Annotated in this window: 7 protein-coding genes, 1 tRNA gene and 2 rRNA genes; 8 read left to right on the top strand and 2 right to left on the bottom strand. The window is 54.7% G+C overall.

Features of this window, described 5'->3' with window-relative positions; genetic code table 11:
• Nucleotides 1–7 precede the first annotated feature (7 nt).
• The 5 genes from rbsA to rbsR all read left to right on the top strand — a co-directional run bounded on the left by rbsA (nt 8) and on the right by rbsR (nt 5,435).
• Entirely contained in the window at nt 8–1,513 is a 1,506-nt protein-coding gene (gene rbsA, locus O1721_RS03510) for a ribose ABC transporter ATP-binding protein RbsA (RefSeq protein WP_017383711.1), read from the top strand.
• A gap of 4 nt (nt 1,514–1,517) precedes the next feature.
• Nucleotides 1,518–2,483 carry a ribose ABC transporter permease gene (gene rbsC / locus O1721_RS03505; RefSeq protein WP_003862395.1) on the top strand — a complete coding sequence of 322 codons (966 nt, stop codon included), beginning with the start codon at nt 1,518–1,520 and terminating at the stop codon, nt 2,481–2,483.
• 27 nt (nt 2,484–2,510) lie between these two features.
• The gene (rbsB, locus tag O1721_RS03500) at nt 2,511–3,401 is read left to right on the top strand and encodes a ribose ABC transporter substrate-binding protein RbsB (RefSeq protein WP_003862397.1); all 891 of its coding nucleotides are present in this window, start codon (nt 2,511–2,513) and stop codon (nt 3,399–3,401) included.
• A 108-nt stretch (nt 3,402–3,509) separates the two neighbouring features.
• Complete coding sequence (rbsK, locus tag O1721_RS03495; protein WP_015570155.1) at nt 3,510–4,439, top strand: ribokinase; 930 nt, start codon at nt 3,510–3,512, stop codon at nt 4,437–4,439.
• A gap of 3 nt (nt 4,440–4,442) precedes the next feature.
• Nucleotides 4,443–5,435 carry a ribose operon transcriptional repressor RbsR gene (gene rbsR, locus O1721_RS03490; protein ID WP_017694038.1) on the top strand — a complete coding sequence of 331 codons (993 nt, stop codon included), beginning with the start codon at nt 4,443–4,445 and terminating at the stop codon, nt 5,433–5,435.
• On the opposite strand, the gene mdtD is transcribed toward rbsR, so the two are convergent.
• Both mdtD and O1721_RS03480 read right to left on the bottom strand, forming a co-directional pair.
• Nucleotides 5,401–6,834, bottom strand: a complete 1,434-nt coding sequence (gene mdtD / locus O1721_RS03485; RefSeq protein WP_015570156.1) for a multidrug transporter subunit MdtD — start codon at nt 6,832–6,834, stop codon at nt 5,401–5,403. The genes rbsR and mdtD overlap by 35 nt on opposite strands.
• The gene (locus O1721_RS03480) at nt 6,831–7,538 is read right to left on the bottom strand and encodes a FadR/GntR family transcriptional regulator (RefSeq protein WP_032646641.1); all 708 of its coding nucleotides are present in this window, start codon (nt 7,536–7,538) and stop codon (nt 6,831–6,833) included. The genes mdtD and O1721_RS03480 overlap by 4 nt, the downstream gene beginning before the upstream one ends.
• A 455-nt stretch (nt 7,539–7,993) precedes the next feature.
• Between O1721_RS03480 and O1721_RS03475 the strand changes: the two genes are divergently transcribed.
• From O1721_RS03475 to O1721_RS03465, 3 genes are all read left to right on the top strand, one after another.
• A 16S ribosomal RNA gene (locus tag O1721_RS03475) occupies nt 7,994–9,535 on the top strand.
• 84 nt (nt 9,536–9,619) lie between these two features.
• Nucleotides 9,620–9,695, top strand: a tRNA-Glu gene (locus O1721_RS03470).
• Between the two features lie 192 nt (nt 9,696–9,887).
• Nucleotides 9,888–12,792 (top strand): 23S ribosomal RNA (locus tag O1721_RS03465).
• Together the 16S and 23S rRNA genes with 1 tRNA gene alongside form the textbook arrangement of a ribosomal RNA operon.
• Nucleotides 12,793–12,830: the final 38 nt, after the last annotated feature.

The raw sequence follows: 12,830 nt of genomic DNA, 5'->3' as shown, positions 1-12,830 counted from the left end.
GGCCATCATGGACGTATTACTGCAACTCAAAGGGATCGATAAGTCGTTCCCGGGCGTAAAAGCCCTCTCCGGCGCGGCGCTGAACGTCTATTCCGGGCGCGTCATGGCGCTGGTGGGCGAAAACGGCGCCGGCAAATCCACCATGATGAAAGTGCTGACCGGTATCTACCAACGCGATGCCGGTTCGCTGCTGTGGCTGGGTAAAGAGACCACCTTTAACGGCCCGAAATCCTCTCAGGAAGCGGGCATCGGCATCATCCACCAGGAGTTGAACCTGATCCCGCAGCTCACCATTGCGGAGAACATCTTCCTCGGCCGTGAGTTCGTGAACCGGTTTGGCAAAATCGACTGGAAAACCATGTATGCCGAAGCGGACAAACTGCTGGCGAAGCTGAATCTGCGCTTTAAGAGCGACCGACTGGTGGGCGACCTTTCCATCGGCGATCAGCAGATGGTGGAAATCGCGAAGGTGCTGAGCTTCGAGTCGAAGGTCATCATTATGGATGAACCGACCGACGCCCTGACCGATACCGAAACCGAATCCCTGTTCCGCGTGATCCGTGAGCTGAAATCCCAGGGCCGCGGCATTGTCTATATCTCACACCGCATGAAAGAGATCTTCGAGATCTGCGACGACGTCACCGTCTTTCGCGACGGGCAGTTTATTGCCGAGCGCGAAGTGGCAACCCTGACCGAAGATACCCTGATTGAAATGATGGTGGGACGTAAGCTCGAAGATCAGTATCCGCATCTGGAGAAAGCGCCGGGAGAAATCCGCCTGAAGGTGGATAACCTTTGCGGGCCGGGCGTGAATGACGTCTCCTTTACTCTGCGCAAGGGCGAGATCCTTGGCGTCGCGGGCCTGATGGGCGCGGGGCGAACCGAACTGATGAAAGTGCTCTATGGCGCACTGCCGCGCACCAGCGGCTACGTTACCCTTGACGGCCATGAGGTGGTCACCCGCTCGCCGCAGGATGGCCTGGCGAACGGCATTGTCTATATTTCCGAAGACCGTAAGCGCGACGGCTTAGTGCTGGGCATGTCGGTGAAAGAGAACATGTCCCTGACGGCGCTAGGCTATTTCAGCCGCAGCGGCGGCAGCCTGAAACACAAAGATGAGCAGCAGGCGGTCAGCGATTTTATCCGTCTCTTTAACGTTAAAACCCCATCGATGGAGCAGGCGATTGGCCTGTTGTCCGGCGGGAATCAGCAGAAAGTGGCGATTGCCCGCGGGCTGATGACGCGCCCAAAAGTGTTGATCCTTGATGAACCTACCCGCGGCGTGGACGTGGGCGCGAAGAAAGAGATATATCAGCTGATTAACCAGTTCAAGGCCGACGGTCTGAGCATCATTCTGGTCTCTTCCGAGATGCCAGAGGTATTAGGCATGAGCGATCGCATTATCGTCATGCATGAAGGGCATCTCGGCGGTGAATTCACTCGCGAGCAGGCCACCCAGGAAGTTCTGATGGCTGCCGCTGTGGGCAAGCTTAATCGCGTGAATCAGGAGTAAGAAGATGACTACCCAGGCTGTTTCTGGTCGCCGCTATTTCACAAAGGCATGGCTGATGGAACAAAAATCGCTGATTGCCCTGCTGGTGCTGATCGCGATTGTCTCGACCATGAGCCCGAACTTTTTTACCGTCAATAACCTGTTCAACATTCTTCAGCAGACCTCCGTCAACGCCATTATGGCGGTGGGGATGACGCTGGTGATTTTGACCTCGGGTATCGATCTGTCCGTCGGTTCCCTGCTGGCCCTCACCGGCGCGATCGCCGCGTCGATTGTTGGTATTGAGGTCAACGCGCTGGTGGCCGTTGCCGCTGCCCTGGCGGCAGGTGCGGCAATTGGCGCCGTAACCGGCGTGATTGTGGCGAAAGGTCGCGTTCAGGCGTTCATCGCCACGCTGGTGATGATGCTGCTGCTGCGCGGTGTGACCATGGTGTACACCAACGGCAGCCCGATTAATACCGGTTTTACCGATAACGCCGATCTGTTTGGCTGGTTCGGTATCGGTCGCCCGCTGGGTGTCCCGACCCCGGTCTGGATCATGGCTATCGTCTTCCTGGCGGCATGGTACATGCTGCACCATACCCGTCTGGGTCGTTATATCTATGCGCTGGGCGGTAACGAAGCGGCAACGCGCCTGTCCGGTATCAGCGTTAATAAAGTCAAAATTATCGTTTACTCCCTGTGCGGCCTGCTGGCGTCTCTGGCGGGCATCATCGAAGTGGCGCGTCTCTCCTCCGCGCAGCCAACGGCGGGTACGGGCTATGAGCTGGATGCCATCGCGGCAGTGGTTCTGGGCGGTACGAGCCTTGCGGGTGGTAAAGGTCGCATTGTTGGGACATTGATCGGCGCACTGATCCTCGGTTTCCTGAATAATGGTTTGAATTTGTTAGGTGTTTCCTCCTATTACCAGATGATCGTTAAGGCAGTGGTGATTTTGCTGGCGGTACTGGTAGACAACAAAAAACAGTAACTGACGACACTACAGGACATCTTAGATATGAACATGAAAAAACTGGCTACCCTGGTTTCTGCTGTCGCGCTGAGCGCAACCGTAAGTGCTAACGCCATGGCGAAGGACACCATCGCGCTGGTTGTCTCTACCCTGAACAACCCGTTCTTCGTCTCCCTGAAGGATGGCGCGCAGAAAGAAGCAGATAAACTGGGCTACAACCTGGTGGTGCTGGATTCTCAGAACAACCCGGCGAAAGAGCTGGCTAACGTTCAGGACTTAACCGTTCGTGGTACCAAAATCCTGCTGATCAACCCAACCGATTCCGACGCGGTCGGTAATGCCGTGAAGATGGCAAACCAGGCGAAGATCCCGGTCATCACCCTTGACCGTCAGGCAACGAAAGGGGATGTGGTCAGCCACATTGCGTCTGATAACGTACTGGGCGGTAAAATCGCCGGTGACTACATCGCGAAGAAAGCAGGTGAAGGCGCGAAAGTGATCGAGTTGCAGGGTATCGCCGGGACTTCCGCAGCCCGTGAACGTGGTGAAGGCTTCCAGCAGGCTGTAGCGGCGCACAAATTCAACGTGCTGGCGAGCCAGCCGGCAGACTTCGACCGTACAAAGGGCCTGAACGTCATGCAGAACCTGCTGACCGCGCATCCTGATGTGCAGGCGGTATTCGCACAGAACGACGAAATGGCGCTGGGCGCGCTGCGTGCGCTCCAGACTGCGGGTAAATCAGATGTGATGGTTGTCGGATTTGACGGCACGCCGGATGGTGAAAAAGCAGTAAATGATGGCAAACTGGCTGCGACCATCGCTCAGCTGCCTGAGCAGATTGGCGCGACTGGCGTGCAAACTGCCGATAAAGTGCTGAAGGGCGAAAAAGTTCAGGCCAAATATCCTGTTGACCTGAAACTGGTCATTAAGCAGTAAAGGCGATTCAGGCAGTCGCTGGCTGCCTGAGGGACACCAAATAAAAGAAAAGTGTGGCATACGCCACCGGGTAAGACCGGTGGCGCTCTCAGATGGACACCTCAATACATGAAAACCGCAGGCAACCTCGTCGTCCTTGGCAGTATCAATGCCGATCACATTCTTAACCTTGAAACGTTCCCCACTCCGGGCGAAACCGTCACTGGCAATCAGTATCAGGTGGCGTTCGGCGGTAAGGGCGCAAACCAGGCGGTTGCCGCCGGACGCAGCGGGGCGAATATCGCGTTTATCGCCTGTACGGGTGATGACGATACCGGCGAGCGCGTACGCAAACAGCTGGCAAGCGACAACATCGACATTGCACCCGTCAGCGTGGTTGCAGGGGAATCTACCGGCGTGGCGCTGATTTTCGTCAATGCGGAAGGTGAGAATGTCATCGGTATTCATGCGGGGGCTAATGCCGCGTTAACGACTGAACGCGTCGAAGCGCAGCGTGGAATCATCGCCGGAGCGGAAGCCCTGCTGATGCAGCTGGAGTCACCGGTTGAAAGCGTGCTGGCCGCCGCGAAAATTGCGCATGAAAATCATACGTCTGTCGTACTTAACCCTGCGCCTGCCCGTGTATTATCAGACGAGCTGCTGGCGCTGGTGGATATCATCACCCCGAACGAAACCGAAGCGGAAAAGCTGACGGGTATCCGTGTCGAAAATGATGACGATGCCGCGCGTGCCGCGCTTGCACTGCATGAAAAAGGCATCGGCACCGTAATCATCACCCTCGGCAGCCGTGGGGTGTGGGCTAGCGTCAATGGCGAAGGCCGTCGCGTACCGGGCTTTAAGGTCAAAGCCATTGATACCATCGCCGCAGGAGACACCTTCAACGGTGCACTGGTAACGGCGCTGCTGGAAGGAAAAGCAATGGATGACGCGATCCGCTTCGCGCATGCCGCCGCTGCGATTGCGGTGACGCGTAAAGGCGCTCAGCCTTCTGTTCCATGGCGTAAAGAGATTGATGAATTCTTAAGTCAGCAGGGGTAACGCTTGGCCACAATGAAAGATGTCGCCCGTATGGCGGGCGTTTCTACCTCGACTGTCTCCCACGTTATCAATAACGATCGCTTCGTCAGCGAGGCGATTCGGGAGAAAGTTGACGCTGCAATTAAAGAACTCAACTATGCGCCGTCTGCGCTGGCCCGCAGCCTGAAGCTCAACCAGACGCGCACCATCGGCATGCTGATCACGGCCAGTACCAACCCTTTTTATTCTGAACTGGTGCGCGGCGTGGAGCGCAGCTGCTTCGAGCGCGGCTACAGCCTGGTGCTGTGCAATACCGAAGGCGATGAGCAGCGCATGAACCGTAACCTGGAAACGCTGATGCAAAAACGCGTCGACGGGCTGCTGCTGCTCTGTACCGAAACGCATCAACCTTCGAAAGAGATCATCCAGCGTTACCCTTCTATTCCCACGGTGATGATGGACTGGGCGCCGTTCGACGGCACCAGCGATCTAATCCAGGATAACTCGCTGCTGGGCGGCGATATGGCGACTCAGCATCTGATCGATAAAGGTCATACCCGCATTGCCTGTATTACCGGCCCGCTGGATAAAACCCCGGCGCGCCTGCGTCTGGAAGGCTATCTTTCGGCCATGGAACGGGCGGGGCTTGCCATTCCTGATGGCTATCGCATCACCGGCGATTTCGAATTTAACGGTGGATTTGAAGCAATGCAGAAACTGCTGGCGCAAGAGCTGCGTCCGCAGGCGGTGTTTATCGGTAACGATGCGATGGCATTCGGAGCATATCAGGCGCTGTATCAGGCGGGATTACGTGTTCCGGACGACATGGCGATCGTCGGTTACGATGATATCGAACTGGCGCGCTACATGACGCCCCCACTGACCACCATCCATCAGCCGAAGGATGAACTGGGCGAGCTGGCCATCGATGTGTTGATCCACCGCATGGCCCAGCCCACGCTGCAACAGCAACGTTTGCAACTTACTCCTGTTCTGATGGAACGCGGTTCGGTTTAGCCTTCTCTTTGTGACGCTCTTTAATCAGGTTCCGGCCGTCTTTTGGTTTTAACAACATAAAGACCACCGCCGATACCACGGTAAGCGCGCCCATAGTGATAAAGGTATAGTGGAACTGCTCAACGGTATTAGTTCCCTCGAACCCTTCATAAAACCGCAGTACCGCCGCGCTCACGGCAACCCCGAGGCTGATCGACAGCTGTTGAGTGACCGCCAGTACGCTGTTGCCGCTGCTGGCATTCTCGTCGGTGAGGTCCGCAAGGGTGATGGTGTTCATCGACGTAAACTGCGTCGACATGGCCATACCCAGCACAAACAGCGGCAGGATCAGCATCCAGATTGGTAACGCCGCAGATTGCAGGGAGAACTGCGCAATCATCAATCCGATAAAGATCGTCACGCCAACCAGCGTCTTACGATAGCCAAACCAGCGCAGCACCTGCGTGACCGTCGATTTTGCCAGAATCGAGCCCATCGCCGTGGGCGCCATCATGCAGCCAGCAATCAGGGCCGGATAGCCGAAACCGACCTGGAGCATCAGTGGCATCAGGAAAGGTACGCAGCCCGTGCCCAGACGCGAGGCAATATTGCCCGCGATCCCGACGGAGAACGTTCGGGTGTTAAACAGAGATAAAGAGATAAGCGGTGTCGGATGGCGACGCGCATGACGTATATATAGAAGGAACAGCAGAATACCGCTGAGGATGACGGCCAGCGCCAGCCACGTCGCTACGATTTTCTCGCCAAACAGCTCCATCCCGCTGGAGAACAGGACCAGGCTCAGGCCAAACAGGAAGAAACCACCCATATCGAAGCTGCGTCTTGGCGTGGTGAAGTTCGGCATATATTTGCGGGCATAAATCAGCCCTGCCACACCAATCGGAATATTAATCAGGAAGATCCAGTGCCAGCTAGCCCAGGTCACCAGTACGCCGCCGAGAACCGGGCCAAGTATCGGGCCGACCAGCCCCGGCATAGTCACAAAGTTGAGCACCGGGAGCAGTTCGCTGCGCGGATAGGCGCGTAATAACGCCAGACGCGCGACGGGCATCATCATCGCGCCGCCTATCCCCTGCAGAACGCGGAAGATAACCAGTTCCGTCAGAGAGGTGGAGAGGGCGCAAGCCAGAGAACCGAGCGTGAACAGCGTCACCGCCAGCATGAACACTTTGCGTGTGCCGAAACGATCGGCCAGCCAGCCGCTGACCGGAATAAGCATCGCCACTGTCAGGGTGTAGCTGATGATGGCGGATTGCATCGCCAGCGGGGAGCGGTTAAGGCTTTGGGCTATGGCGGGAAGGGCGGTATTGAGGATAGTGGCATCCAGTGCCTGCATAAAGAACGCCATGGCTGCAATCCACGGCAGTCCGGCCATACTGCGTGCTTTTTTCTCTGTCATTTATTTACCTGCTGGTGGATTGGCGCGGCCAGCAACGCCTGGCACGCACTCAGGGCTCGCTGCCCGTCGCTCTCCTGAATGGCATCGACTATCGCCTGATGCAGATCCAGCTTCACCACCTCATCCTGCGTGATAGAGGTAAAGTAAGTGTGGTACACAGAATGGAATAAAGAAGCAAAGGAGGTCAGGAAAGGATTTCCGCTCATATTATAGATATGTTCATGCCAGGCCATATCGACCGCTATCCAGCGCTCGCGGTTAAAGTGCTTTTTCAGATCCACCATCTCTTCCATCAAAGTATTGAGCTGCGCTTTTTGCTCGGCTGTGCCGAGCGTGGCGGCAAGCAGGCAGGCCTGAGGCTCAAGACTGCTGCGCATGACCAGAAAGTGATCGACGACCTGATTAAAGTTATCTTCGGTCATCCACCAGGTGAGTAACTCCTGATCGAGAAAGTTCCAGTTTCCCTGAGGCATAACGCGGGTGCCAATGCGCGGGCGTGGAAGCACCATCCCTTTCGCCGTTAATGTTTTTACCGCTTCGCGAACGGCGGTACGGCTAACGCCAAACTGATCTCCCAGCTCCATCTCGCTGGGCAGGATGCTACCTGGAGCATATTTACCCGCTAAGATCAGCTGCGCCAGTTTCTCTGCCAGCACATAGGACAGGTTTTTTTGAGCTGCCAGCTGTTGTGCGCTTAATGGCATCGCTTTTATTCCTTAAATATTGATGCGGTTAATTATGCCATCTCAGGTGTGATTGTGGTTGCAGATACATCAAATAGAACAATTTGTAGCTTGAACTCATCGCTTTTGGTGAAAAAAAACACGGTCAGAAACTTTTTTTAAATTTCCTCTTGTCACTTCAGAAGAACTCCCTATAATGCGCCTCCACTGACACGGAACAACGGCACGCAAGCCGCCGGGTCAGCAGAGAAAAGCAAAACAAACGCTTGACTCTGAAGCGGGAAAGCGTAATATGCACACCCCGCGCCGCAGCGAAAACGAAGCGGCACTGCTCTTTAACAATTTATCAGACAATCTGTGTGGGCACTCAAAGTGACATGGATTCTTAATGTCCTCGGACACTAAATGAATACCAAGTCTCAACGAGTGAACACGTAATTCATTACGAAGTTTAATTCATTGAGCATCAAACTTTTAAATTGAAGAGTTTGATCATGGCTCAGATTGAACGCTGGCGGCAGGCCTAACACATGCAAGTCGAACGGTAACAGGAAGCAGCTTGCTGCTTCGCTGACGAGTGGCGGACGGGTGAGTAATGTCTGGGAAACTGCCTGATGGAGGGGGATAACTACTGGAAACGGTAGCTAATACCGCATAACGTCGCAAGACCAAAGAGGGGGACCTTCGGGCCTCTTGCCATCGGATGTGCCCAGATGGGATTAGCTAGTAGGTGGGGTAACGGCTCACCTAGGCGACGATCCCTAGCTGGTCTGAGAGGATGACCAGCCACACTGGAACTGAGACACGGTCCAGACTCCTACGGGAGGCAGCAGTGGGGAATATTGCACAATGGGCGCAAGCCTGATGCAGCCATGCCGCGTGTATGAAGAAGGCCTTCGGGTTGTAAAGTACTTTCAGCGGGGAGGAAGGCGATAAGGTTAATAACCTTGTCGATTGACGTTACCCGCAGAAGAAGCACCGGCTAACTCCGTGCCAGCAGCCGCGGTAATACGGAGGGTGCAAGCGTTAATCGGAATTACTGGGCGTAAAGCGCACGCAGGCGGTCTGTCAAGTCGGATGTGAAATCCCCGGGCTCAACCTGGGAACTGCATTCGAAACTGGCAGGCTAGAGTCTTGTAGAGGGGGGTAGAATTCCAGGTGTAGCGGTGAAATGCGTAGAGATCTGGAGGAATACCGGTGGCGAAGGCGGCCCCCTGGACAAAGACTGACGCTCAGGTGCGAAAGCGTGGGGAGCAAACAGGATTAGATACCCTGGTAGTCCACGCCGTAAACGATGTCGACTTGGAGGTTGTGCCCTTGAGGCGTGGCTTCCGGAGCTAACGCGTTAAGTCGACCGCCTGGGGAGTACGGCCGCAAGGTTAAAACTCAAATGAATTGACGGGGGCCCGCACAAGCGGTGGAGCATGTGGTTTAATTCGATGCAACGCGAAGAACCTTACCTACTCTTGACATCCAGAGAACTTAGCAGAGATGCTTTGGTGCCTTCGGGAACTCTGAGACAGGTGCTGCATGGCTGTCGTCAGCTCGTGTTGTGAAATGTTGGGTTAAGTCCCGCAACGAGCGCAACCCTTATCCTTTGTTGCCAGCGGTTAGGCCGGGAACTCAAAGGAGACTGCCAGTGATAAACTGGAGGAAGGTGGGGATGACGTCAAGTCATCATGGCCCTTACGAGTAGGGCTACACACGTGCTACAATGGCGCATACAAAGAGAAGCGACCTCGCGAGAGCAAGCGGACCTCATAAAGTGCGTCGTAGTCCGGATTGGAGTCTGCAACTCGACTCCATGAAGTCGGAATCGCTAGTAATCGTGGATCAGAATGCCACGGTGAATACGTTCCCGGGCCTTGTACACACCGCCCGTCACACCATGGGAGTGGGTTGCAAAAGAAGTAGGTAGCTTAACCTTCGGGAGGGCGCTTACCACTTTGTGATTCATGACTGGGGTGAAGTCGTAACAAGGTAACCGTAGGGGAACCTGCGGTTGGATCACCTCCTTACCTTAAAGAACCTGCCTTTGTAGTGCTCACACAGATTGTCTGATGAAAAGTAAATAGCAAGGCGTCTTGCGATTGAGACTGTACGTCCCCTTCGTCTAGAGGCCCAGGACACCGCCCTTTCACGGCGGTAACAGGGGTTCGAATCCCCTAGGGGACGCCACTTGCTGGTTCGTGAGTGAAAGTCACCTGCCGTCATATCTCAAAACTGACTTGCGAGTCATGTTTGAGATATTTGCTCTTTAAAAATCTGGATCAAGCTGAAAATTGAAACGACACACAGCTCATGTGTGTTCGAGTCTCTCAAATTTTCGCAAGTCGATGGTGAATCGAAAGAAACATCTTCGGGTTGTGAGGTTAAGCGACTAAGCGTACACGGTGGATGCCCTGGCAGTCAGAGGCGATGAAGGACGTGCTAATCTGCGAAAAGCGCCGGCGAGGTGATATGAACCTTTGACCCGGCGATATCCGAATGGGGAAACCCAGTGCAATCCGTTGCACTATCGTTAACTGAATACATAGGTTAACGAGGCGAACCGGGGGAACTGAAACATCTAAGTACCCCGAGGAAAAGAAATCAACCGAGATTCCCCCAGTAGCGGCGAGCGAACGGGGAGCAGCCCGGAGTCTGAATCAGCTTGTGTGTTAGTGGAACGGTCTGGAAAGTCCGACGGTACAGGGTGATAGTCCCGTACACGAAAGCACACTTGCTGTGAACTCGAAGAGTAGGGCGGGACACGTGGTATCCTGTCTGAATATGGGGGGACCATCCTCCAAGGCTAAATACTCCTGACTGACCGATAGTGAACCAGTACCGTGAGGGAAAGGCGAAAAGAACCCCGGCGAGGGGAGTGAAAAAGAACCTGAAACCGTGTACGTACAAGCAGTGGGAGCCTCTTTATGGGGTGACTGCGTACCTTTTGTATAATGGGTCAGCGACTTATATTCTGTAGCAAGGTTAACCGTATAGGGGAGCCGAAGGGAAACCGAGTCTTAACTGGGCGTTAAGTTGCAGGGTATAGACCCGAAACCCGGTGATCTAGCCATGGGCAGGTTGAAGGTTGGGTAACACTAACTGGAGGACCGAACCGACTAATGTTGAAAAATTAGCGGATGACCTGTGGCTGGGGGTGAAAGGCCAATCAAACCGGGAGATAGCTGGTTCTCCCCGAAAGCTATTTAGGTAGCGCCTCGTGAACTCATCTTCGGGGGTAGAGCACTGTTTCGGCTAGGGGGCCATCCCGGCTTACCAACCCGATGCAAACTACGAATACCGAAGAATGTTATCACGGGAGACACACGGCGGGTGCTAACGTCCGTCGTGAAGAGGGAAACAACCCAGACCGCCAGCTAAGGTCCCAAAGTCATGGTTAAGTGGGAAACGATGTGGGAAGGCACAGACAGCCAGGATGTTGGCTTAGAAGCAGCCATCATTTAAAGAAAGCGTAATAGCTCACTGGTCGAGTCGGCCTGCGCGGAAGATGTAACGGGGCTAAACCATGCACCGAAGCTGCGGCAGCGACACTATGTGTTGTTGGGTAGGGGAGCGTTCTGTAAGCCGTTGAAGGTGTGCTGTGAGGCATGCTGGAGGTATCAGAAGTGCGAATGCTGACATAAGTAACGATAAAGCGGGTGAAAAGCCCGCTCGCCGGAAGACCAAGGGTTCCTGTCCAACGTTAATCGGGGCAGGGTGAGTCGACCCCTAAGGCGAGGCCGAAAGGCGTAGTCGATGGGAAACAGGTTAATATTCCTGTACTTGGTGTTACTGCGAAGGGGGGACGGAGAAGGCTATGTCAGCCGGGCGACGGTTGTCCCGGTTTAAGCATGTAGGCGGAGGTTCCAGGTAAATCCGGTACCTTATTAACGCTGAGGTGTGATGACGAGGCACTACGGTGCTGAAGTGATAAATGCCCTGCTTCCAGGAAAAGCCTCTAAGCATCAGGTAACACGAAATCGTACCCCAAACCGACACAGGTGGTCAGGTAGAGAATACCAAGGCGCTTGAGAGAACTCGGGTGAAGGAACTAGGCAAAATGGTGCCGTAACTTCGGGAGAAGGCACGCTGATGTGTAGGTGAAGCCCCTGCGGGCGGAGCTGAAATCAGTCGAAGATACCAGCTGGCTGCAACTGTTTATTAAAAACACAGCACTGTGCAAACACGAAAGTGGACGTATACGGTGTGACGCCTGCCCGGTGCCGGAAGGTTAATTGATGGGGTTAGCCGCAAGGCGAAGCTCTTGATCGAAGCCCCGGTAAACGGCGGCCGTAACTATAACGGTCCTAAGGTAGCGAAATTCCTTGTCGGGTAAGTTCCGACCTGCACGAATGGCGTAATGATGGCCAGGCTGTCTCCACCCGAGACTCAGTGAAATTGAACTCGCTGTGAAGATGCAGTGTACCCGCGGCAAGACGGAAAGACCCCGTGAACCTTTACTATAGCTTGACACTGAACACTGGTCCTTGATGTGTAGGATAGGTGGGAGGCTTTGAAGCGTGGACGCCAGTCTGCGTGGAGCCAACCTTGAAATACCACCCTTTAATGGCTGGTGTTCTAACGTAGACCCGTAATCCGGGTTGCGGACAGTGTCTGGTGGGTAGTTTGACTGGGGCGGTCTCCTCCCAAAGAGTAACGGAGGAGCACGAAGGTTGGCTAATCCTGGTCGGACATCAGGAGGTTAGTGCAATGGCATAAGCCAGCTTGACTGCGAGCGTGACGGCGCGAGCAGGTGCGAAAGCAGGTCATAGTGATCCGGTGGTTCTGAATGGAAGGGCCATCGCTCAACGGATAAAAGGTACTCCGGGGATAACAGGCTGATACCGCCCAAGAGTTCATATCGACGGCGGTGTTTGGCACCTCGATGTCGGCTCATCACATCCTGGGGCTGAAGTAGGTCCCAAGGGTATGGCTGTTCGCCATTTAAAGTGGTACGCGAGCTGGGTTTAGAACGTCGTGAGACAGTTCGGTCCCTATCTGCCGTGGGCGCTGGAGAATTGAGGGGGGCTGCTCCTAGTACGAGAGGACCGGAGTGGACGCATCACTGGTGTTCGGGTTGTCATGCCAATGGCACTGCCCGGTAGCTAAATGCGGAAGAGATAAGTGCTGAAAGCATCTAAGCACGAAACTTGCCCCGAGATGAGTTCTCCCTGAGACTTTAAGTCTCCTGAAGGAACGTTGAAGACGACGACGTTGATAGGTCGGGTGTGTAAGCGCAGCGATGCGTTGAGCTAACCGATACTAATGAACCGTGAGGCTTAACCTTACAACGCCGAAGGTGTTTTGGCGAAGAGACAGACACGA

Source organism: Enterobacter cloacae complex sp. HYC033_NIDB (assembly GCF_056673335.1).
Note: the sequence above shows the minus strand (reverse complement) of the source record. Positions and strands in the feature narration are given on the sequence as shown.

Excerpts from the sequence above, each read along its gene's own strand:
- rbsA (WP_017383711.1), top strand. The coding sequence starts at position 8 with ATGGACGTATTACTGCAACTCAAAGGGATCGATAAGTCGTTCCCGGGC.
- rbsC (WP_003862395.1), top strand. The coding sequence starts at position 1,518 with ATGACTACCCAGGCTGTTTCTGGTCGCCGCTATTTCACAAAGGCATGG.
- rbsB (WP_003862397.1), top strand. The coding sequence starts at position 2,511 with ATGAACATGAAAAAACTGGCTACCCTGGTTTCTGCTGTCGCGCTGAGC.
- rbsK (WP_015570155.1), top strand. The coding sequence starts at position 3,510 with ATGAAAACCGCAGGCAACCTCGTCGTCCTTGGCAGTATCAATGCCGAT.
- mdtD (WP_015570156.1), bottom strand. The coding sequence starts at position 6,834 with ATGACAGAGAAAAAAGCACGCAGTATGGCCGGACTGCCGTGGATTGCA.
- O1721_RS03480 (WP_032646641.1), bottom strand. The coding sequence starts at position 7,538 with ATGCCATTAAGCGCACAACAGCTGGCAGCTCAAAAAAACCTGTCCTAT.